The sequence below is a fragment of the Thauera aminoaromatica genome, assembly GCF_000021765.1.
Classification (GTDB): domain Bacteria; phylum Pseudomonadota; class Gammaproteobacteria; order Burkholderiales; family Rhodocyclaceae; genus Thauera; species Thauera aminoaromatica.
Genome location: NC_011662.2, coordinates 310,069 through 330,542, shown reverse-complemented (window position 1 = coordinate 330,542; position 20,474 = coordinate 310,069). Strand labels below are relative to the sequence as shown.

Here is a 20,474-nt window from a genome sequence, read left to right as displayed (position 1 = left end):
TCGAAAAGGTCAAAGCGAAAAGCTCAAGGCACGAGGCGGAAGGCGCGGTAGTAGTGCTTGTCGGTCAGCTTGTTGAAGAGCCGCAGGGAGTACCCGTCGTACCGGCCAGGAAAGAACATCAGGAGGGGCGTGTTCTTCATCAAGGGATGGAGCGCATTGAGGAGCGTATGGCTACGAACAAGCGGGTACGCGGCCCCGACGCCGGTGAAGATCATCATGTCGAGCTCATCGGGGTTGTGGAGACCGACGATTCGCTGCGCAAGCTTCTCTTGGTTGAGTACCCCCTGGAGCGATGCAAAGACTGCGTCATCCCCCTTCTCCGCCTGCATCTTGATGACTTTGTCGAACAGCTTTCGGTGCTCGAGCACGTCAACGACGAGTTCGAGAAGGTTGACACAGACATATCTCAACGGCGGCTGTCTGCGCCGCAATGCGGGCTCCACGACCTCAGACAGGAAACTCCGTACAGCCATTTCCTGCTCCGGCGGGTACTCAAAGATCCAGAAACCAATCTCGTTGCCAAGCCCCCGGTTCTGCAGGAAGTCCTCAGACGTGATGCGCGGCAGGATCTGGTTGAGGCGTTCCTCAAATGTCTGCGTCATGGTCATGGTCAGTGCGTGAGCTCCATGGTGGCCAAGACGGCGGCCTCGGAGCGAGACTTGAGGTAGTGCTGCACCTCGGGATGCAGCAGCGGCGGCGTAAGGCGCAGGCTGCGGGTGGATTCGAGGTAGCGGGCCTCGGCCAGGATGCGGAGGATGACCTGCAGCAACTTGGCCTTGGTGGTGTCGGACCAGCCGGCGACGGCCGGGTCGCGCTGGATACAGTCGGCGAGGAAGGCATCCCAGTCCGACGGGACCAGGTGCTCTTCAAATCGGCGAACGTGGCCGGCGACCACGTCGCGCATGAAATCGCCCAGCAGGCGGCTGTGCTTGACCGAAGCGGCGAGGAGGATCTGCAGTGCGAGTTCCTGGTCGCCTTCGGCCACCAGCTGCCACGCTTGCTCGTCGAGCGTTTCGAGGCGGTTGCGGATGAGCCGCGCCTGCCGACGTGCGGTCGCAGGCGACTTCTTCTGCAGGATGTTCTCGGTTCGGAGCGTGTCAAACCAGGTCGCGCGGTCGGGCTGGGTGAGCATGAAGCGGGCGACGCGCCGGCTCTCGGGCAACATGAGCGAGCCGGCGGAGATTTCGGCGTTGTAGATGGCTGCGCTCACGCTTCGCCTCCAGCGGCGGGCTGGACGTAGCCCGGCGCGAGCACCCCACTCTCCACACCGTCCAACACTGCACGATTGGCAAGGCAAAGGTGATGCCGTGCGCAGTCCAGGCTGTGGCCTGCGGAGCAATCCACCGCCCAGCGCAGCAGTGCGTACCCGGCCAGCGCGGCAGAGACGTCGAGGGTCAGCCTGCCGTCCTTCATGCCGTAATCGGCGACCACCCCTTCGGGATGCTTCAAGCGGGGATGCGGAACGAGCTGCAGCTCGACCCGCCGATTCCATTGCTCATCGGCCTCGATGCCCTCGTACGGTTCGGCACGCTCGTCGAGCGGCTTGGCCTTGGCGATCCGGGTGAGCACGAAATCGGAGAAGCGCTTGCGCTGACGGTCGTAAGCGCGGACATGCCAGCGCAAGCCGTTGTCGGCAAGCGCGACCGGGACGATCACCCGCTTTGCCGGACCGGAGTTGAGCGACAGGTAGGTCACCTGCAAGGGACGATTGCCATGCATCGCCCGGGTGATCACGCCCAACAGGCCAAAGTCCGGCCGGACCAGCTCGCCCGCGCCCTCGCACGGAAAGGTCCGCGCAACCGTCGGCGCCTGCCCATCCCCAAAGCCATGCAGCAGCCAGGACAGGATGCGTTCTGCCGAGAAAGGGAACAGCGGACGGAAATGCTCGGTGGGGATGTAGGCCTTGACGTAGCGGTCGTAGGCCAGGTTGTCGGGGGCACACTCGCGATAGGCGTTGAGGTCGCGCGTAGCCGCCGCTGGCTTGATCGAGAAGCGCGCCTCGAGATCACCTCGACGCAGCTCGCCAACGAAAAAGGCCTTCAGCTCGAGGTAGGCAAGGCGTTCGCGCTGGGAGTGCGACAGCGGAAGCTGCATGGAATACCACCCGTTGAGAAATCTGTCATGGATGGTACCAGCGCCGGGGCTGGATGGGCATCATTTTGATGCATACTATGCACAGCATCACGCGACTGGATTCCCGCACCACCTCGGAGATCTGAATGCAGCCCGGCGACAAAGTCCGCTTGAAGGCCAACCCGGGCAGGGTTGGCATCCTCGGTAACGAAACCGATGGCCCACCGCATCGACTCCGGGTTCTCGTCACCTTCACGGATGGAGACGAGCAATTCGTGCTCAAGAATTCGCTCGAGAAGGTCGACCGGGCATCGGCCGGCCCCTATGCAATGGTGGCCAGTGGTCGTTACGGCCGAGTCGAGGATCTCCGTGGTGCGATCACGTATTACCGCTTAAGCGGTCGGCTGGCGAACCTCATCTACAGCCTGAACACGACGAACACGCAGTTCCTTGCCTACCAGTTCAAGCCCGTACTGCAGTTCCTCGACTCGCCTTCGAACGGCATCCTCATTGCGGACGAGGTCGGCCTCGGCAAGACCATCGAGGCCGGCCTGATCTGGACGGAGCTCCGCGCCCGTGTCGATGCGAAGCGCCTCTTGGTGATCTGTCCCGCGATGCTTCGCGAAAAGTGGAAGGCCGAACTCTCCGAGCGCTTCGGGGTGAGCGCGGAGATCGTCGATGCACGCGGCCTGCTCGACCACCTGCAGAGCGTACGAGAACGCCCCCAGCAGCAGTTCGCGCTGATCGCCAGCATGCAGGGTTTGCGCCCGGCCAAGGGCTGGAATGACGATGAGGAGCCCTCCCAGGCAACCACTGCAAAGCTGGCGCGCTTTCTGAACGAGGCGGACCTCGAAGAGCCCCTGCTCGACATGCTGATCATCGACGAGGCGCACTACCTGCGAAACGACGAAACGGCTACCCATCGTCTGGCCCGGCTGCTTCGTCCAGTCGTGCAGAGCATGGTGATGCTGTCGGCGACACCGATCCAGTTGCGGAGCGACGATCTTTTCAACCTGCTCAACCTGATCGACGAGGACTCCTTCCCCTTCCCCACCTCGTTCCAATACTCCCTGCAGGAAAACGCACCGATCGTCGCCTTGCGCGACCGGATCCTGAGTCACGTGGTCACGCCCACGGATTTCGTAGAGACCTTGCGTGAGGCAGTTGGTGGTCGCATCTTCGGCGACAACGCTCAGCTCGAGCACCTCATCAATCATCCGCCCTCTGCCGAGGACCTTTCCTCGCCGCGCGGACGCTCAGAAATTGCCGATCAGCTGGACCGAATCAACCCGCTGACCAAGGTCGTCACGCGAACCCTGAAACGCGACGTGCAGGAAATGCGCGTGCAGCGAGATCCGGTGACGGTCCGCGTAGAGATGAACCCGATCGAGCGCGAGTTCTACGATCAAGTGACCGAGGCGGTTCGCGAGTTCTGCGCGCGCATCGACATCTCTGAAGGCTTCATGCTGACGATTCCGCAGCGCCAGTTGTCCAGCTGCGTGGCAGCCGCGTGCAAGGGTTGGCTCGATCGCACGGAAGTCGATGACGAAGAGCTTGAAAGCGAGGTCTTCGAGCTCTACGGCGATGCCGAGGACAACGAGAAACGCCCGAACCTTGGCGCCCTATTGCGAACACTCGTAGGCATTGCACGACGCGTTGGCGACCACACGGCACTCGAATCGGTGGACAGCAAGTACGACATGCTGGTCCGCAACCTGAAGCAATACTGGGCCGCCTACCCCGGCAAGAAGATCGTTCTGTTCTCCTTCTACCGCAACACGCTCCACTACCTCGCACGCCGGCTGGCGGCAGAAGGGATCCAGTCTGCAGTGCTTCACGGCGGGATGGACAAGCATGGCGTGCTGCGGCACTTCGAGTCGACCGAAGGCCCCGACATCCTGATTTCTTCAGAGGTCGCTTCCGAGGGTGTGGACCTCCAGTTCTCCAGCCTGCTCATCAACTACGACCTGCCCTGGAACCCCGCCCGGATCGAACAGCGCATTGGTCGTATCGACCGGATCGGACAGGAAGCCGAGAAGATCCTGATCTGGAATTTCATCTACACGCACACGATTGATGAACGGATCTACGACCGACTGCTGGAGCGCCTCGACATTTTCCGCCAGGCGCTCGGCAGCATGGAGGCGATGCTGGGCACCGAGATCCGCACGCTGAGCTACGAGCTGCTGTCGCACAAGCTCACACCGGAGCAGGAACAAGAACGCATCGACCGCGCCAGTCTTGCTATCGAGCGAGTGAGCAGGCAGCAGGCGCTGCTGGAAGAGGAAGCCACCCAACTGATCGCCCACGGCGATTTCATCCAGAACAAGGTACAGGCCGCCAAGGAGCTGGGTCGCTTCATCCGAGGCGAAGATCTGCTCGCCTACGTGAAGGATTTTCTCGAGCGAGAGTTTCCGGGGACGCGTTTGCTTGCGGACGATGACGACGAGCTCGAGCATGTGATCGAGCTCTCGACCGAGGCCCGCGTCGCTTTCTCCGAGTTTCTCCAGCAACAACGGCTTCAGGGCGCAACGCGCCTTCTTGGCGCCGCACCGCCAAGGCTCATCTTCGAGAACCGTCATGGGCGGAACCCGTCCGGAAAGGAACGGATCACGCAAGATCATCCGCTCGTGCGCTTCGTGGCGGATGAGTTGAAGAAGGCTGGAAAGGGGCCGCTATACAGCCCGGTTGCGGCGGTGGAAATCCTGGGCAACACGGTTGGAAACATCGAGCGCGACATCTACGTCTATGCGATCGCACGCTGGACCGTCTCGGGTGCCCGCGACATCGAGCGGCTGGAGTATCTGGTCCAGCGGCTTGCGGACGGTTGGTTGCTCGACGGCGAGCAGGCGGAGTTTCTCGTGAATGCCGCCGGTCTCCAGGGCCGGGACTGGCTGGGCGCAAGCACAAGCCTGAACCATGCGCACACCGCCGGGGTGCTCGACGACTGCCGTGCCGAGCTCGAAGAGCGTTTTCGCGCATTTCGTGACGCACAGATCCGCGAGAACCGAGATCGCGTCAGCTTCATGGTGAACACCCTTCGGCATCACCTGGATAACCAGCGCAGGCGCTTCCACGAACGAATCGAGAAGTATCGACTGCACGGTACCGACAAGCAGAGGCGACTGATTCCAGCGGAAGAGGGCCGGCTCAAGAAGCTCACCCAGCGCATCGAGGCACGGATCGCTGAGTTGCGCCTGAAGGAGTCGATCCAGGCCCACGACAGCATGGTGTCAGGCGGCGTCATCCGAGTGGTCTGAACCGGCACGAAAAGGGAGAAGAAGATGGCTGGCCAGATGGCAGAACTGTTGAAGAAGGCCTTTGCAGAGAAGGGCGTGCAGCTTCCAGGCGCCAAGGTCGAGACCCGAAAGGTTCTCCCAACCGGCAGTGGCGAGTCATCACAGCACACGGGCCAAAGCGCGGAAACACCGACGGTATCGCCCCCGGCGGGCCCCAAGGCACCCACGGCACCCAAGGAAGGAAAGAGATCCGACCCGATCGCCGAGGCTTGCAAGAAGTGGCGTGCGGAGCATCCGGTGGCTCGCGCAAAGGCGCCAGTCAAATCGTCTCAAAGGGCCGCTCCCCTCGCTTGCTACGACTCGTCACCCGTGCGTGCTGGCAAATCACCCGAAGGCAAGGTGTCGCCCTATGAGGTTCGCCTCGGCTCCGCCGCAAGGCTTGCGCTCACCCTCGACGAACAGGTCGAGCTCGAAGTGCTGGATGTATACGAGGAGTTGGGACGGAGCAGCCAGTGCTGCCGCGAGACGGCGGATGACGAGCACCTGATCGCCATGGGAGTCGATTTCGGGACATCGAGCATCAAGGTGGTGATCGGCGACCCTGCCCTTGGCAAAGCCTTCGCAGTACCGTTCACAACGGCAAGCGATGTCGCCCGGTATCTCCTGCCGACCCGCTTGCACGAATCGGCAGGACGGTTCTCCTTATGCGAAGGAGAAGAAACACATCGCGACCTGAAACTCGCATTGATTGCGAACCCCGGCGACCTGCTGTTGCGCGAGCGCGTGTCCGCCGTGCTCGCCCTGGTCATCAGGCAAGCCCGGGGCTGGCTGTTCGCAACGCATGCGGACGTATTCGCCCGAACCCGACTCCTGTGGAAGCTCTCGATTGGCCTGCCCGTCGCCCACCACCTGGACGATGAGCTGACCCAGACCTTCAACGATGTCGCGCACGTGGCCTGGCTTGCAGCGTGCACGCCTCGAGATATCTCACGCACCACAATCGCAGCCGCAAGGGATCGCAAGCGCGAAATTGCGGCAGCCCCCGAGCGCATGTCGGAGGACGAGGATGTCGAGATCAGCGTCGTTCCGGAGATCGCTGCGCAGATCTACGGCTTCGTGAATTCGAGCCGCTTCAATCGCAAAGAGCAGAACATCTACCTGATGGTGGACGTCGGCGCCGGCTCGGTCGATTCATCGCTGTTCCACGTCAAGCCGGCGCGCGGGGGCAAATGGGACTTCGAATTTTTCACCTCGATCGTCGAACCGCACGGCGTCATGAACCTCCATCGTCATCGTGTGGGGTGGTGGGAAGAGGCACTTTCGCGGTGCAGCGAACCCACGGCCGGACTCATCTCGAATGCGCTCGCGGAGCACAAGTATCCGACGGATCGGACCGTCGCTCTGCCGAGTCGCTTCACTCGCTACGTCCATGATGCGAAGGTGTTCTTACGCAAGCCCTCGGACGACCCCGACGACACGTTCTTCCAGAAAAAGGTTGTCAGCCAGGTGCGCGGCAAGAGCTACTGGCATGCATGGAAGGACGGGCATCTAACCCAAGCCCAACTGATCGGCGTACCTGCGTTCTACTGCGGCGGAGGCATGCGCATGGAGTTCTACAGCAGGCTGCAAAGCCAGATGCAGTCGATGCCTGGCTACAGTTGGCTCAGGGCTGAACCCAGGCGAGTCGAGTTGCCGAAGAACCTCGAGGCCCCGGGGCTTCACCGGAGCAATTACGACCGGATGACCGTCGCCTATGGCCTGAGCTTCCTCGAGGTGGGCAAGGTTACGAGAGCGCTCCCTCCCCCGAAACTGCCCCTAGACCCAGAGACATCCTGGGCAGCGAACTATGTCGGAAAGGAACACTGCTGAGACCCAGAGACATCCTGGGCAGCGAACTATGTCGGAAAGGAACACTGCTGAGCATCCCATCCGCGCGTCCCGCACGCCCGGCGTTCCGGAAGAAACGACTATGGCTTACAAGGAGAACGGCAGCGCCGCGATGACCGACACGTCATTGGTGCGAGCTCGCGGCGTTAGAGGACGCTGTGGAGCGAGCCCGACTCTGAGCATGGTCCGGGAATCGTCGGCGACAGTGGTGAGCACAGCGATGTGCATCCCGTTTGAGAGATCGAGTCGAAATCGACGCTTCCCTTGGCGCTGCCGTTCTTGGACGAGGATGGAGCAGATGATGGCGATGCGCAAGCGGACAGACACGGTGTTCCCGAACGCGGCGGGGATCGATGTGGGTGCTTCGAGCCACTGGGTGGCGGTGCCGCCCGACGCGGCAGAGGAGTCGGTGCGCGAGTTCGGCGTCATGACGGACGATCTGCGCGCCTTGGCCGACTGGTTGATGGCGTGCAAGGTGGAGATCGTCGCCTTGGAGTCGACCGGCGTGTACTGGATCCCGCTGTTCGAGATCCTGGAGCAGCGCGGACTGCAGGTCTGGCTGGTCGATGCGCGACAGATGAAGTACGTGCCCGGCCGCAAGAGTGATGTGCAGGATTGTCAGTGGCTGCAGCGTTTGATGAGCTACGGGCTGCTGCGCGCAGCATGGCGACCTGCCGGAGAGGTCTGTGAGCTACGGGCGATTGCCCGGCTGCGCGAGACCTTGCTCGCCGAGCAGGCCAGTTGGGTGCAGCGCATGCAAAAAGCCTTGGTGCAGATGAACATTCAACTCACCGAGGTGCTCACCGACGTGATGGGGATGAGCGGTCAGGCGATCATCCGTGACATCGTCGCCGGCGAGCGCAACCCTGAAGTGCTGGCGCGTCACCGTCACCGGCGGGTCAAGGCCAGCACCGAGGAGGTCATCCGTGCGCTGACCGGGAACTGGCGCCAGGAGCATCTGTTCGTGCTGGGTCAGGCACTGTCGATGTACGACGACATCGCCCGTCACCTGCGCGAATGCGACGCCCAGATGCAGGTGCTGCTCGGGCAGCGGGCGCAGTGCGCGATCAACGTTGGCGCGGTGCCTCGAGCCGGCAGCAAGGCGCGCGCTGCCTTCGATGTCCGGCAGATGCTCGCCAATTGGGCAGGGGTCGATCTGACGCGGATCAACGGGCTCGAGGTGAGCTCGGTGATGAAGATCCTGACCGAGATCGGACCCGACCTCTCCCGCTTTGCCAACGTGAAGCACTTCTGCTCGTGGCTGGGGCTGTGCCCAGGGACCAAGGTCAGCGGTGGCAAGGTGCTCTCGGCCGGTACCAAGCGTTCGGCCAACCGCGTGCGCCAGGCCCTGAAGATGGCCGCGATGACGCTATCGCACAGCAACTCCGCCCTCGGAGCGTTCTATCGGCGCCTTTGCAGCCGGATGGACAAACCCAAGGCGAACACCGCAACGGCGCATAAGCTCGCGCGCATGGTGTATTTCATGCTCACCCGCGGCGAGGCCTTCGTCGACCAGGGGCAGCAGCGATACGAAGAACTGCAACGCGAGCGCAGCATCGCTGCACTCAAACGCCGAGCCACCGCGCTCGGGTTCCAGATCAACCCCATCGGGGCAGCCGCATGAAAACCGCCCCGGCTAGTTTTGTTTCTTGAGAGCGGCAGGCTCACCGTTGACGATGTCTGGCACTCGGTAGGGCGTCGTAATCCAATACCGCGTCGATCAACGAAGGATCGCCCTACAGCAAGGCGGCAAGATCCGCCTCTGTTCGCCTCGACACCACCACCTCCAACCCCAACTGAGCCCGGGTCATCCCCACGAACAGGCGCCTGCGTGCTGCCTCGTCGAGCTGGTCGAAGTCCACCTCCGCCAGCACGACGCCCATGGCGCTCTGTCCTTTGAACCGATGCACGGACTCGATCAGGAGCTCGCCCTCGGACCACACCGGTTCCCCGTCGGCTGTGTACCGCCCCAGAAACTTCCGCAGCGCAAACACCCCCAGCTTCGCCTCCTTCAGCAGGTGCGAGCGACCGTGTCCGCGCGCGCTCAAGACTACGATTTCGGCGAGCGGAATGCCGCGTTCGCGCAAAGACTCCACTGCCGCCAGCGTCTCGCGACGCAGGCCGCGTTCGTCGTCGTACGCACGAAACGTCGGGAGGTCGCCCACATAGGGGCTGCGCGCCTCGACTATGCCTTCCGCCAGATTCATGGCGTTGATCACATCGACGATTGCGCGCGGCGAACGGAAGTTGTCGTTGCAGCGCACGGCGACCGCACCGTGGAGCTCGAAGCCGTCGCGCTCATAGAGACGCTGCGCCTCGTCCTCGAGGAGATAAAGCCGTCCGTCTTCCTTCAAATGCGGCAGCAGGCACGTGACCCAGGCGGGGTCGAAGTCCTGCCCTTCGTCGATGATCGCGAGGTCGTACAGCGCTTCGAAGTCCTGCGCGTCACTGCCGTAGCGCTCGACGACCGCCTGGAAGATGCCCTCGGCGGTGAAGTCCGGCTCACCCTGCGTACGCCGCCAGTGCTCCACACAGAGCTCGTGAAAACTCGACACCCGCGCACGCGCCGGTGCGATGCGGCCGATGTGATCCGCCAGGGTGCGGTTGAAGCAGACGTAAAGGGCCCGCTGCCCTGCGGCCGCCGCGTCGTCGAGGAGGCGGAGCGCAAGCTGCGTCTTGCCGGAACCTGCCGTCGCCTGGATGCGCACCACGCCCGATGGCGATGCAATGCGCGGAACCCAGGTGGCAAGGCCGTCGGCGAGGCGGCGGCTCGTCTGCCGCACCTGGTCACCGAGCACCTGCAGGTCAATTGAGACTTTGAAAACGTTGCCCAGGAAGCGGCGGAGCGCTTCCACGTCGCTGCGACTGCTGCCTTGCTCGAGCAGCTCGCGCACGCGGGTACCGAGCTGGGCATAGGCGCTCGCGTCGATGATGCGTTCGCGCGGCATCGCAACGATGGCGGCCTCATCCACCCGAAAGTCCGGCAGCACGACGCAACCGGTGACGTGTGCATTCAGGCCCGACTCCGCCAGGCGGTTGAGCATGGCCGCGTGCTGCATGCGGGTCTGGCGGGCGACGTCGTGCTCGCGTCGGCCATACAGCTTGACGAGCTTGCCGTCGATCAGCGCGACGTCGCCGGCCTTGACCTCGACCAGGAGCATATTGCCGCTGGGCGCGAGGACGACCAGGTCGATCTCGCCGTGTCGGTCCTCGCCCTGATGCGCGGTCTGCCAGGCGACGCTGTGGAACACGTCGTAGCCGTCGGGCAGCGACTGCTGCAGGCGGTCGAGGACGTCGAGCTCACGGAAAAGGCCGGCGTCGTGTCGGAGGGTATCCAGAGCCGGGGAGATTTGCGCCATCGGGTGTGCTTGTTGTTGAGGATGACGGCATGGATTGTCCCACAACGACATCCCTCCTAAGGGCGCCCGGACGCCGGATGACATGCAGCTCGCTTGCTAGCCTCGAGAGCCCCGAGCAATTTGCGAGCGACAGGAACTATGGTCACTGGACAACGGATCGATCAATCCCGCCCCCTCGTTCCTCACATTCCCCACCGCCCTCCCCACCGGATACACCGCCAGCGCCGCCTCGGGACACGGCCTCACCAGCGCCTGCACCTGGTCGGCCGCAGTCGCCCCGTTCAGCCACGCCCACCAATCCCCCGGCGCCAGGATCACCGGCATGCGATCGTGCAACGGCCGCATCGCCGCGTTGGCCTCGGTGGTGACGATCGTGAACGTGTCGAGCGCCTCGCCGTCAGCCGGCCGCGTCCAGCGTTCCCACAGCCCGGCGAGCGCGAAGAACTCGCCCCCGACCGGATGGATGTAGAACGGCTGCTTGCCGCCGCCCTGCTGGTCACTGAGTTGCTGCCACTCGTAGAAGCCGTTCGCCGGGACGATGCAGCGCCGGCGGCGGAACGCCGCCCGGAACGAAGGTCTCTCTGCCACCGACTCACCGCGCGCGTTGATCAACCTGGTGGCGATCGTCGCGTCCTTCGCCCACGACGGCACGAGGCCCCAGCGCAGGCGGTGGATCACCCGCTCGCCGTTCGACCGCTGGCGCACCACCGGCAGCCACTGCATCGGCGCCGCGTTCCAGCGCGGCTCGAAGTCGAAACCTTCGGGCACCGCGTCGAAGGCCTCGCGCAGGCGCGAGACCGGACCGTAGAGCGCATAGCGTCCGCACATTGGCGTTTGCCTCAAGACCTTGGAGCGACCACCGCCCCAAACAGGGCACCCTGAGCGTCGATGGGCTGCATTTTTTCACAATAGTTCCATCATGCACATCCGTGTCACCACGTGGACGGTGTCCGAGATGCGGCGATCGCACGAGACCTGCCTGACGGAACCTGGCATAAGTTAACCGTGAGTGCCGGCGACATCCCGAACGCAGCCGCCAGGCAACGGCGCGCCACACCCTGAGGACCGGTTGCGCTTGCTGTGCGCTCTCCTTGCCCCGACTCACCTCCACTGCTATACCGTAAGCATCCCTGTCCGGAGGGCACGCGATGAATAGGCCAGCACTCGCTCTCTTAGCCGCCCTGGCCGGCCCCTCCGTCGATCAGACTGCCTTTGCACAGAACGCGCGCTGCGATGCGAATGGCGTCTGTTCGAAGGAGCTCCCATCAGAGTTACCTGTGATCCCTGCACCGGTCATAGTGTCACCACGCCCGGCTGACCTTGGTCACCCGATGGGTCGCCAAGCGCCCATGATTCTTACGCCGGCGAATGTGCCGCCGGTGCCTTTGCCGACACCGCCCTTTCGTAACCGGTCACTGAGCGGCGTCCTTCTCCAGCCCCCGTCCGCGCAGAACAATCCCTCCCACATTCATCAGGGAGGAGCCGGCAGTGACCAGGGCGACAGCGACCAACAACAAGTGGCGGCGGCGTAGCCGTCAGGAATGGCAAGCAGCCATCGCGCGGTTTGCCGAGAGTGGGCTGGGGGTCGAGCCGTTCTGCGCCCGTGAGGGGCTCAGCGAGTCGACCTTCCGGCGCTGGCGTAGCCTGCTGGGCGAGCCGAGTACGCAGTGCGCCGCGCCGGCGATGGAGCGCATCGGCTTCGTCGACGCCGGCACGCTCAAACTCGGCGGCACGGGTCGCCTCGAGCTCCGACTCGATCTGGGCGAGGGCGTGATCCTTCACCTGTCGCGCGGCTGATGTTCTTCCCCGAAGGCGCGGTCCGGGTCCATGTTTATGGCCGCCCGGTCGACATGCGCAAATCCTTCGATGGCCTGTACGCGCTCACCCGCCAGGCGCTCGGCTGCGATCCGCTGTCGGGCGAGCTGTTCGTATTCATCAACCGGCGCGGCACGCAGATGAAGGTGCTGTACTGGGATCGCACCGGATTCTGTGTGTGGGCCAAGCGCCTCGAACAGGGGCGCTTCGTGTCGAACTGGGCGCAGGTTCGCACGCGCCAGATGGACTGGACCGGGCTCAAGCTGCTGCTCGAAGGCATCGAGCCGATCCGCTACAAGCGCCGTTTCCGGCTGCCCGAAAACGCTGTGCAACCCGCATGAATGCTGGGTTCTACGGTAAAATACGCGTCATGCCCGCGCCGTCTTCCGCCCCTGTTCCGACCCTTGCCGAGGCCGCCCAGTGGGCGCCCGAGCGCGTCGTCGAGCTGGCCCAGGCGCATGAGGATCTGCAGCGCCAAGTGCAGACCATCCAACATCAGCTCGAGTGGTTCCGCCGCCAGCTCTTCGGCCAGAAGAGCGAGAAGCGCCTGGTCTCACCGGACCCGGCGCAGATGCATCTGGGCGAGTTGCCGATCCCCGACACACAGCCCGAACTCGCCGGCAAGACCGTGGCGGGACACACCCGCCGTGCGCCGCGCACCGACTACGCACAGGACAAGGACGAATCGGCGCTGTTCTTCGACGAGACGCGCGTCCCGATCGAGACCATCACGCTCGCCAACCCCGAGACCGAGGGGCTTGCCGCCGACCAGTTCGAGGTGATCGGCGAGAAGGTCAGCCACCGCTTGGCGCAGCGCCCGGGCAGCTACGTGATCCTCAAGTACGTGCGCCCGGTCATCAAGCGTCGCGACACGCAGACGATCCACTGCCCGGCGGCGCCCGCCGGGGTGCTCGAGGGCAGCCGCGCCGACGTGAGTTTCCTGGTCGGGCTGCTGCTCGACAAGTTCGCCTGGCACCTCCCGCTGTACCGCCAGCATCAGCGCCTGGCGGACGCGGGCATCACGGTCAGCCGCGCCTGGCTCACGCAACTGGCTGCGCAGGCGGCCGCACTGCTCGTGCCGATCTACGAGGCGCAGCTCGCATCGATCCGCGCCAGCCGCGTCAAGGCCATGGACGAGACCCCGATCAAGGCCGGGCGGGCCGGCCCGGGCAAGATGAAGGCCTGCTACTTCTGGCCAGTCTATGGCGAGTTGCACGAGATCTGTTTCCCGTTCTTCGACAGCCGCGCGCACAGCAACGTCGAGAAGGTGCTTGGGCTCAAGCCCACCGAGGGGGGTGTGCTGCTCTCGGACGGCTATGGCGCCTACGAGACCTACGCGAGCAAGACCGGGCTCACGCACGCGCAGTGCTGGACGCACTGCCGACGCGAATTCATCAACGCCGAAGCGGCCGAGCCCGAGCTGGCGGCCAAGGCGCTCGAGTTCATCGGCGCGCTCTACACGGTCGAAGCGAAGATCCGCGACGACAAGCTCAAGGGCGAGGCCAAGCGCGAGTACCGGCTCGATCACGCGCGGCCGATCGTGGCGGCCTTCTTCACGTGGGTACAGGAACGCCTGGACGCGCAAGGGCTGCTGCCGAGCAGCCCGCTGACCAAGGCGCTGATCTACGCGCACAAGCGACGGGCGGCACTGGAAGTGTTCCTGGCCGACCCGGATGTGCCGATCGATACCAACCACCTTGAACGGGCGCTACGGCCAATTCCGTTGGGTCGAAAAAATTGGATGTTCAGCTGGACCGAGCTCGGCGCCCAGCATGTCGGCGTCGTCCAGAGCCTGATTGCGACCTGTCGGCTGCATGAACTCGATCCGTACGACTATCTCGTCGACGTGCTCCAGCGTGTCGACCAACATCCGGCCGCAGACGTCGCACAGCTGACGCCAAGGCTGTGGAAGCAGCACTTCGGCAAAGCGCCGTTGCGCTCGGATATCTCAAGGCGCGCTGCGTAGCAACGACGCCGCTGGGTGAGCGCTTACGCCCTTTCCATCGCGAGTCGTAATCTGCCACACGACAATCGGATACTGCGACTGGACTGCCCAAGTGGGTCGCTATGGTGGCCCGTGTGCCTGCCAGGACGCTGGTGGCCAGATCCACGGTGGCACGATCCAGGGATCAAGGAGGACTCGGTGAGTTGGCTTGCAATCCGACTGCTCGGACTGTTGATGTTCGCGCTCGCTTGGCCGCGTGTCGCTCAAGTGGCAGTACCCGAGCCCTTGCCACCGGCGGATGCACCGGAAATTAGATCCTCACCACGGGAGCCGAGCGGTCAACCGCTTGTGCCCTACGTCGAAGGGCAAAACGGGTCACCGGGAGCGGAGTCGCATCTGGTGCCCCCTGAAGTACAAGCAGCCTTCGATAAGTATCAAGTGCAGTACTACGCCTTCCTGGGGCAGCAGACCGAAGTGGCGATCGAGAATTTCAGGTGGCAACAACGCGCGTCCGAGGTGCTGATGTGGACCGTCCTAGCTGTCGTCTTCTGCGGTCTGGGATTCTCGGGTTACCAGCTCTACCACGCGACGAGGCTTGGCAAGGATCCGGCAGCAAACGAGATCGAAATCAGCGCAAACAAGGTACGGGTCACTTCGTCGATCGTTGGATTGGTGGTGCTCTTCATGTCGATCGCCTTCCTGTACCTCTTCCTCATCGAGGTCTACCGCATCAAGCCGGTGAACTTGCTTCAGCAATCGCCGTCCGCGCAACAAGTCGGCTCCGGTGCGACTCGATAGTTGGGGTAAAGCAAGCGATCATGCTGACAATCACGGTTGGACGATGCGAGATCGAGGTCGCGTCAAATGCAAAGCTGAAGCGTAGCATTCCGGTGCCGGTGGTTTTACCTGTGTCCCCGAACACGGAAAGAATTGTGCGATCAACCTCAGTGCAGCACCCCACCTGCACCGCCCTCGCCTTCCTTCACCGGCAACAGATCCGTGAACCGCCCCTGCACCTCGGTGTAATGCCGGAACTCCGGCGCCCCGATCGTGCGCTTCTTCTTGCTGATCCCCTTCGGCCTGATCGGCACCTGGGCGACCCACACGCCGTGGCGGGTCTCGAGCGCCAGGCTCACCACGTCGATCCGCCAGCTCGCCGGGCAGTCGGCCAGCGAGCCGTACTCGTCGAGGATCTCCTCGTAGCGGGCGACCTTGTCGGCACGCAGGCTGTAGGCCTCCATCAGCACGAAGACGAAGTCGGCGTCGAGCTGCTCGGCGAGCATCTTCACCGAGCGCGCCGCGACGTCCTTGCCGGCCGGCCCGCGCCCGAAGAGCGTAAGCGTCCGCCGCAGACCGTCTATGCGGCGAGATGTCTTTCAGGCAGCGGCGGCCTGTAGCTCGGGCGGCGCCAATTCGGCTGCGACGTTCCACGGCAGCAGTTCAGCCACCCGGTTCACCGGATGCTCGGCGATGCGGCCGATCACATGCCGCAGGTAGGCCTCGGGGTCGAGGCCGTTGAGCTTGGCCGTGCCGATCAGGCCGTAGATCGCCGCCGCACGCTCGCCCCCGGCGTCAGAGCCCGCGAAGAGGAAATTCTTCCGCCCCAGGGCGACCGTGCGCAGCGCCCGTTCGGCGGCGTTGTTGTCGATCTCGATGCGCCCGTCGGTGCTGTAGCGCACGAGCGCGTCCCAGCGGGCGAGCGCATAGCGGATCGCCTCGGCCAATGCCGATTTCTGCGAGAGTTGTTTGAGCGTGGCGTCGAGCCAGGCGCGTAGCGCGACCAGCACGGGGCCAGCGCGCGCCTGCCGCTCGGCCCGGCGCAGTTCGGGCGGTTTGCCGCGAATCGCCTCTTCAACCGCGTACAGCAGACCGATCTGCTTGAGCGCCTCGGCCGCCAGGGGCGAGGCCTGCGCCTTGTGCAGATCGAAGAACTTGCGCCGCACATGCGCCCAACAGGCGGCCTCCTGGATGGCCCCGCCCAGATAGAGCGGCGCAAATCCGGCAAAGGCATCGGCCTGCAGCACGCCCTTGAAGTGCGCGAGGTGGCGTTGCGGGTGCTCGCCCCGGCGGTTGGGCGAGTAGGCGAACCACACCGCCGGCGGCGTCGCGTCGCCTGCGGGGCGGTCGTCGCGCACGTAGGTCCACAACCGACCGGTCCGGGTCTGGCCTTCACCCGGCGAGAGCACCGGCACCGGGGTGTCGTCGGCATGCAGCTTGGTGGCCGAGAGCACATGCTTGCGCAGCGCCTCAACCAACGGGCGCAGCAGCGCATTGCATTGCCCCACCCAGTCGGCCAGCGTGGAGCGCTCGAGTTCGACACCCTCCCGAGCGTAGATGGTGCTCTGGCGGTACAGCGGCAGGTGATCGCAATACTTCGCGACCAGCACATGGGCCAGGAGCCCCGCGCCGGCCAGCCCCCGGGCGATCGGTCGCGCGGGCGCGTTCGCCTGCACGATCGTGTCGCAGCGGCTGCAGGCGAACTTCGGGCGCACATGACGGATCACCCGGAAGCTCGCCGGCACGTACTCGAGCATCTCACTCACGGTCTCGCCCAGCTTCTTGAGCGAGGCGCCACAGGCTGGACAGTCGCACGCCGAAGGCAGGTGCTCCTCGATGTCGCGGGGCAGATGATCGGGGAGCGGTTTGCGAGGCGGGGGCGCCTCGCGCGTATCGGCTGGCGTCGTCGGTTCGGCCGGGGTCTCGGCACGCAGGGTCTCGAGCTCCTCGAGCGAGAGCTCAAGTTGGCCGAGCATCTCGTTCATCTGCTCCGAGCTGCGGCCGAACTGCATGCGGCGCAGCTTGGCGATCACCAGCTTCAGGTGCTCGATCTCGGCGGCCTGTTCGCTCACCTTCGCCCGCAGGGCGATGACTTCGTCAGGAGAGGAAACAGGGGTGTTCGACATGGCGACATGCTACCGGAGCATGCCGCCAAATGACGCTAAAAAGCTCCTATAAGCCGCTATGCAGCGCGATTCGGCGCCGTTCTGATCGGACGCCGCCAGTCGATGCCCTCGAGCAGCATCGACAACTGGGCCGGCGTCAGCGCCACGGTCCCATGAGTCACCTGCGGCCAGACGAATCTGCCGTGCTCGAGCCGCTTGGCGAACAAGCACAGCCCGTCGCCGTCCCACCACAGCACCTTGATCCGGTCTCCACGCCGGCCCCGGAACACGAAGATCTGTCCGCTGAAGGGATCGGCCTGGAGTTGGGTCTGAACGAGAGCGCGGCCAGGCCGTCGAAGCCGCGCCGCATGTCGGTGATGCCGGCCGCGATCCAGATCCGCGTCCCGGAGGGCGGGACGATCATCGCAGCAGCGCCGCCAGCACCTGCGCAAGCACCTGGGCGTCGGGACGTCCCTCGACGGTCAGCCGTGCGCCCTTGCGCTCGATCGTCAGCCGACCGAACGCGGCCGCTGGGGTATCGAGCATCTCGGGCGCGTCCTCATCGTCGGTGTCGGCGAGGATGATCGGTACGAACGCAGCTACCCCCAGGCGGCCTTCCTGGTAGGCCTTGCGCCACGCGAAAATCTGGTTGGCGTTGACGTCGTGCTGGCGAGCGAGACGCGACACGGAGGCGCCCGGTTGCAGCGACTGTTCGACGACGGTGCGCTTGAAATCGATCGAATGGCGGCGGTATGGCCCGCGCGGGCCGCGATGCGGACGTTCGTCCAAATTTGTGTCCATGAATGCAATTGTGGGCACAAATTTGGGTGCCCCCTCCGAGGGGCGTAACCGGTCACTGAGCGGCGTCCTTCTCCAGCCCCCGTCCGCGCAGAACAATCCCTCCCACATTCATCAGGGAGGAGCCGGCAGTGACCAGGGCGACAGCGACCAACAACAAGTGGCGGCGGCGTAGCCGTCAGGAATGGCAAGCAGCCATCGCGCGGTTTGCCGAGAGTGGGCTGGGGGTCGAGCCGTTCTGCGCCCGTGAGGGGCTCAGCGAGTCGACCTTCCGGCGCTGGCGTAGCCTGCTGGGCGAGCCGAGTACGCAGTGCGCCGCGCCGGCGATGGAGCGCATCGGCTTCGTCGACGCCGGCACGCTCAAACTCGGCGGCACGGGTCGCCTCGAGCTCCGACTCGATCTGGGCGAGGGCGTGATCCTTCACCTGTCGCGCGGCTGATGTTCTTCCCCGAAGGCGCGGTCCGGGTCCATGTTTATGGCCGCCCGGTCGACATGCGCAAATCCTTCGATGGCCTGTACGCGCTCACCCGCCAGGCGCTCGGCTGCGATCCGCTGTCGGGCGAGCTGTTCGTATTCATCAACCGGCGCGGCACGCAGATGAAGGTGCTGTACTGGGATCGCACCGGATTCTGTGTGTGGGCCAAGCGCCTCGAACAGGGGCGCTTCGTGTCGAACTGGGCGCAGGTTCGCACGCGCCAGATGGACTGGACCGGGCTCAAGCTGCTGCTCGAAGGCATCGAGCCGATCCGCTACAAGCGCCGTTTCCGGCTGCCCGAAAACGCTGTGCAACCCGCATGAATGCTGGGTTCTACGGTAAAATACGCGTCATGCCCGCGCCGTCTTCCGCCCCTGTTCCGACCCTTGCCGAGGCCGCCCAGTGGGCGCCCGAGCGCGTCGTCGAGCTGGCCCAGGCGCATGAGGATCTGCAGCGCCAAGTGCAGACCATCCAACATCAGCTCGAGTGGTTCCGCCGCCAGCTCTTCGGCCAGAAGAGCGAGAAGCGCCTGGTCTCACCGGACCCGGCGCAGATGCATCTGGGCGAGTTGCCGATCCCCGACACACAGCCCGAACTCGCCGGCAAGACCGTGGCGGGACACACCCGCCGTGCGCCGCGCACCGACTACGCACAGGACAAGGACGAATCGGCGCTGTTCTTCGACGAGACGCGCGTCCCGATCGAGACCATCACGCTCGCCAACCCCGAGACCGAGGGGCTTGCCGCCGACCAGTTCGAGGTGATCGGCGAGAAGGTCAGCCACCGCTTGGCGCAGCGCCCGGGCAGCTACGTGATCCTCAAGTACGTGCGCCCGGTCATCAAGCGTCGCGACACGCAGACGATCCACTGCCCGGCGGCGCCCGCCGGGGTGCTCGAGGGCAGCCGCGCCGACGTGAGTTTCCTGGTCGGGCTGCTGCTCGACAAGTTCGCCTGGCACCTCCCGCTGTACCGCCAGCATCAGCGCCTGGCGGACGCGGGCATCACGGTCAGCCGCGCCTGGCTCACGCAACTGGCTGCGCAGGCGGCCGCACTGCTCGTGCCGATCTACGAGGCGCAGCTCGCATCGATCCGCGCCAGCCGCGTCAAGGCCATGGACGAGACCCCGATCAAGGCCGGGCGGGCCGGCCCGGGCAAGATGAAGGCCTGCTACTTCTGGCCAGTCTATGGCGAGTTGCACGAGATCTGTTTCCCGTTCTTCGACAGCCGCGCGCACAGCAACGTCGAGAAGGTGCTTGGGCTCAAGCCCACCGAGGGGGGTGTGCTGCTCTCGGACGGCTATGGCGCCTACGAGACCTACGCGAGCAAGACCGGGCTCACGCACGCGCAGTGCTGGACGCACTGCCGACGCGAATTCATCAACGCCGAAGCGGCCGAGCCCGAGCTGGCGGCCAAGGCGCTCGAGTTCATCGGCGCGCTCTACACGGTCGAAGCGAAGATCCGCGACGACAAGCTCAAGGGCGAGGCCAAGCGCGAGTACCGGCTCGATCACGCGCGGCCGATCGTGGCGGCCTTCTTCACGTGGGTACAGGAACGCCTGGACGCGCAAGGGCTGCTGCCGAGCAGCCCGCTGACCAAGGCGCTGATCTACGCGCACAAGCGACGGGCGGCACTGGAAGTGTTCCTGGCCGACCCGGATGTGCCGATCGATACCAACCACCTTGAACGGGCGCTACGGCCAATTCCGTTGGGTCGAAAAAATTGGATGTTCAGCTGGACCGAGCTCGGCGCCCAGCATGTCGGCGTCGTCCAGAGCCTGATTGCGACCTGTCGGCTGCATGAACTCGATCCGTACGACTATCTCGTCGACGTGCTCCAGCGTGTCGACCAACATCCGGCCGCAGACGTCGCACAGCTGACGCCAAGGCTGTGGAAGCAGCACTTCGGCAAAGCGCCGTTGCGCTCGGATATCTCAAGGCGCGCTGCGTAGCAACGACGCCGCTGGGTGAGCGCTTACCGAGGGGCGATCGTCAGCGACAGCT

18 protein-coding genes and 1 pseudogene are annotated in these 20,474 nt (G+C 64.6%); 10 read left to right on the top strand and 9 right to left on the bottom strand.

What is annotated here, in order from left to right:
- Positions 1-23: 23 nt before the first annotated feature.
- From TMZ1T_RS01385 to TMZ1T_RS01375, 3 genes are read right to left on the bottom strand one after another with little or no spacing between them, the layout of a single operon-like run.
- The gene (locus TMZ1T_RS01385; RefSeq protein WP_012584347.1) at positions 24-608 is read right to left on the bottom strand and encodes a DUF1788 domain-containing protein; all 585 of its coding nucleotides are present in this window, start codon (positions 606-608) and stop codon (positions 24-26) included.
- A gap of 2 nt (positions 609-610) precedes the next feature.
- On the bottom strand, positions 611-1,210 hold the full coding sequence (locus TMZ1T_RS01380; protein ID WP_012584346.1) for a DUF1819 family protein: 600 nt from the start codon (positions 1,208-1,210) through the stop codon (positions 611-613).
- Positions 1,207-2,094 carry a helix-turn-helix transcriptional regulator gene (locus TMZ1T_RS01375; RefSeq protein WP_012584345.1) on the bottom strand — a complete coding sequence of 296 codons (888 nt, stop codon included), beginning with the start codon at positions 2,092-2,094 and terminating at the stop codon, positions 1,207-1,209. The genes TMZ1T_RS01380 and TMZ1T_RS01375 overlap by 4 nt, the downstream gene beginning before the upstream one ends.
- Positions 2,095-2,219: 125 nt before the next feature.
- On the opposite strand from TMZ1T_RS01375, the gene TMZ1T_RS01370 reads away from it, so the two are divergent.
- The 3 genes from TMZ1T_RS01370 (at position 2,220) to TMZ1T_RS01360 (ending at position 8,823) form a co-directional block, all read left to right on the top strand.
- Positions 2,220-5,333 carry an SNF2-related protein gene (locus TMZ1T_RS01370; protein ID WP_012584344.1) on the top strand — a complete coding sequence of 1,038 codons (3,114 nt, stop codon included), beginning with the start codon at positions 2,220-2,222 and terminating at the stop codon, positions 5,331-5,333.
- Positions 5,334-5,357: 24 nt separating this feature from the next.
- Positions 5,358-7,181: a hypothetical protein gene (locus TMZ1T_RS01365; protein WP_012584343.1), complete on the top strand. Its 1,824-nt coding sequence runs from the start codon at positions 5,358-5,360 to the stop codon at positions 7,179-7,181.
- A 319-nt stretch (positions 7,182-7,500) separates the two neighbouring features.
- A complete protein-coding gene (locus TMZ1T_RS01360; protein ID WP_041589740.1) occupies positions 7,501-8,823 on the top strand; it encodes an IS110 family RNA-guided transposase in 1,323 nt (440 codons plus the stop codon).
- A 112-nt stretch (positions 8,824-8,935) separates the two neighbouring features.
- Here TMZ1T_RS01360 and TMZ1T_RS01355 read toward each other — a convergent pair whose 3' ends face one another.
- Complete coding sequence (locus tag TMZ1T_RS01355) at positions 8,936-10,558, bottom strand: nuclease-related domain-containing DEAD/DEAH box helicase (protein WP_012584341.1); 1,623 nt, start codon at positions 10,556-10,558, stop codon at positions 8,936-8,938.
- Between the two features lie 96 nt (positions 10,559-10,654).
- On the bottom strand, positions 10,655-11,386 hold the full coding sequence (locus tag TMZ1T_RS01350; RefSeq protein ID WP_012584340.1) for an SOS response-associated peptidase: 732 nt from the start codon (positions 11,384-11,386) through the stop codon (positions 10,655-10,657).
- A 660-nt stretch (positions 11,387-12,046) separates the two neighbouring features.
- On the opposite strand from TMZ1T_RS01350, the gene tnpA (TMZ1T_RS01345) reads away from it, so the two are divergent.
- The 4 genes from tnpA (TMZ1T_RS01345) to TMZ1T_RS20960 all read left to right on the top strand — a co-directional run bounded on the left by tnpA (TMZ1T_RS01345) (position 12,047) and on the right by TMZ1T_RS20960 (position 15,116).
- Entirely contained in the window at positions 12,047-12,355 is a 309-nt protein-coding gene (tnpA, locus tag TMZ1T_RS01345) for an IS66 family insertion sequence element accessory protein TnpA (RefSeq protein ID WP_012584335.1), read from the top strand.
- Positions 12,355-12,714 (top strand): IS66 family insertion sequence element accessory protein TnpB, encoded by a 360-nt coding sequence (gene tnpB / locus TMZ1T_RS01340; RefSeq protein WP_012584334.1) that lies wholly within the window; start codon positions 12,355-12,357, stop codon positions 12,712-12,714. The genes tnpA (TMZ1T_RS01345) and tnpB (TMZ1T_RS01340) overlap by 1 nt, the downstream gene beginning before the upstream one ends.
- Positions 12,715-12,743: 29 nt before the next feature.
- The gene (gene tnpC / locus TMZ1T_RS01335) at positions 12,744-14,339 is read left to right on the top strand and encodes an IS66 family transposase (protein ID WP_012584333.1); all 1,596 of its coding nucleotides are present in this window, start codon (positions 12,744-12,746) and stop codon (positions 14,337-14,339) included.
- 177 nt (positions 14,340-14,516) lie between these two features.
- Complete coding sequence (locus TMZ1T_RS20960) at positions 14,517-15,116, top strand: hypothetical protein (protein WP_144312133.1); 600 nt, start codon at positions 14,517-14,519, stop codon at positions 15,114-15,116.
- Between the two features lie 146 nt (positions 15,117-15,262).
- Here TMZ1T_RS20960 and TMZ1T_RS01325 read toward each other — a convergent pair whose 3' ends face one another.
- From TMZ1T_RS01325 to TMZ1T_RS01310, 4 genes and pseudogenes are all read right to left on the bottom strand, one after another.
- Entirely contained in the window at positions 15,263-15,607 is a 345-nt protein-coding gene (locus TMZ1T_RS01325; RefSeq protein ID WP_261789163.1) for a hypothetical protein, read from the bottom strand.
- 87 nt (positions 15,608-15,694) lie between these two features.
- Positions 15,695-17,221: an IS66 family transposase gene (gene tnpC, locus TMZ1T_RS01320; RefSeq protein WP_012584337.1), complete on the bottom strand. Its 1,527-nt coding sequence runs from the start codon at positions 17,219-17,221 to the stop codon at positions 15,695-15,697.
- Positions 17,222-17,277: 56 nt separating this feature from the next.
- The gene (gene tnpB / locus TMZ1T_RS21820) at positions 17,278-17,652 is read right to left on the bottom strand and encodes an IS66 family insertion sequence element accessory protein TnpB (RefSeq protein ID WP_455431905.1); all 375 of its coding nucleotides are present in this window, start codon (positions 17,650-17,652) and stop codon (positions 17,278-17,280) included.
- Positions 17,621-17,908, bottom strand: a pseudogene (locus tag TMZ1T_RS01310) (transposase); the annotation flags it as partial. The pseudogene TMZ1T_RS01310 and the gene tnpB (TMZ1T_RS21820), both read right to left, overlap by 32 nt.
- A gap of 221 nt (positions 17,909-18,129) precedes the next feature.
- On the opposite strand from TMZ1T_RS01310, the gene tnpA (TMZ1T_RS01305) reads away from it, so the two are divergent.
- From tnpA (TMZ1T_RS01305) to tnpC (TMZ1T_RS01295), 3 genes are read left to right on the top strand one after another with little or no spacing between them, the layout of a single operon-like run.
- On the top strand, positions 18,130-18,438 hold the full coding sequence (tnpA, locus tag TMZ1T_RS01305) for an IS66 family insertion sequence element accessory protein TnpA (protein WP_012584335.1): 309 nt from the start codon (positions 18,130-18,132) through the stop codon (positions 18,436-18,438).
- Positions 18,438-18,797 (top strand): IS66 family insertion sequence element accessory protein TnpB, encoded by a 360-nt coding sequence (tnpB, locus tag TMZ1T_RS01300; RefSeq protein WP_012584334.1) that lies wholly within the window; start codon positions 18,438-18,440, stop codon positions 18,795-18,797. The genes tnpA (TMZ1T_RS01305) and tnpB (TMZ1T_RS01300) overlap by 1 nt, the downstream gene beginning before the upstream one ends.
- Positions 18,798-18,826: 29 nt before the next feature.
- Entirely contained in the window at positions 18,827-20,422 is a 1,596-nt protein-coding gene (gene tnpC, locus TMZ1T_RS01295; RefSeq protein WP_012584333.1) for an IS66 family transposase, read from the top strand.
- Positions 20,423-20,474: the final 52 nt, after the last annotated feature.

Coding starts and splice junctions, on each gene's coding strand:
- TMZ1T_RS01385 (WP_012584347.1), bottom strand. CDS start 608: ATGACCATGACGCAGACATTTGAGGAACGCCTCAACCAGATCCTGCCG.
- TMZ1T_RS01375 (WP_012584345.1), bottom strand. CDS start 2,094: ATGCAGCTTCCGCTGTCGCACTCCCAGCGCGAACGCCTTGCCTACCTC.
- TMZ1T_RS01370 (WP_012584344.1), top strand. CDS start 2,220: ATGCAGCCCGGCGACAAAGTCCGCTTGAAGGCCAACCCGGGCAGGGTT.
- TMZ1T_RS01365 (WP_012584343.1), top strand. CDS start 5,358: ATGGCTGGCCAGATGGCAGAACTGTTGAAGAAGGCCTTTGCAGAGAAG.
- TMZ1T_RS01360 (WP_041589740.1), top strand. CDS start 7,501: ATGGCGATGCGCAAGCGGACAGACACGGTGTTCCCGAACGCGGCGGGG.
- TMZ1T_RS01355 (WP_012584341.1), bottom strand. CDS start 10,558: ATGGCGCAAATCTCCCCGGCTCTGGATACCCTCCGACACGACGCCGGC.
- TMZ1T_RS01350 (WP_012584340.1), bottom strand. CDS start 11,386: ATGTGCGGACGCTATGCGCTCTACGGTCCGGTCTCGCGCCTGCGCGAG.
- tnpB (WP_012584334.1), top strand. CDS start 12,355: ATGTTCTTCCCCGAAGGCGCGGTCCGGGTCCATGTTTATGGCCGCCCG.
- tnpC (WP_012584333.1), top strand. CDS start 12,744: ATGCCCGCGCCGTCTTCCGCCCCTGTTCCGACCCTTGCCGAGGCCGCC.
- tnpC (WP_012584337.1), bottom strand. CDS start 17,221: ATGTCGAACACCCCTGTTTCCTCTCCTGACGAAGTCATCGCCCTGCGG.
- tnpB (WP_012584334.1), top strand. CDS start 18,438: ATGTTCTTCCCCGAAGGCGCGGTCCGGGTCCATGTTTATGGCCGCCCG.
- tnpC (WP_012584333.1), top strand. CDS start 18,827: ATGCCCGCGCCGTCTTCCGCCCCTGTTCCGACCCTTGCCGAGGCCGCC.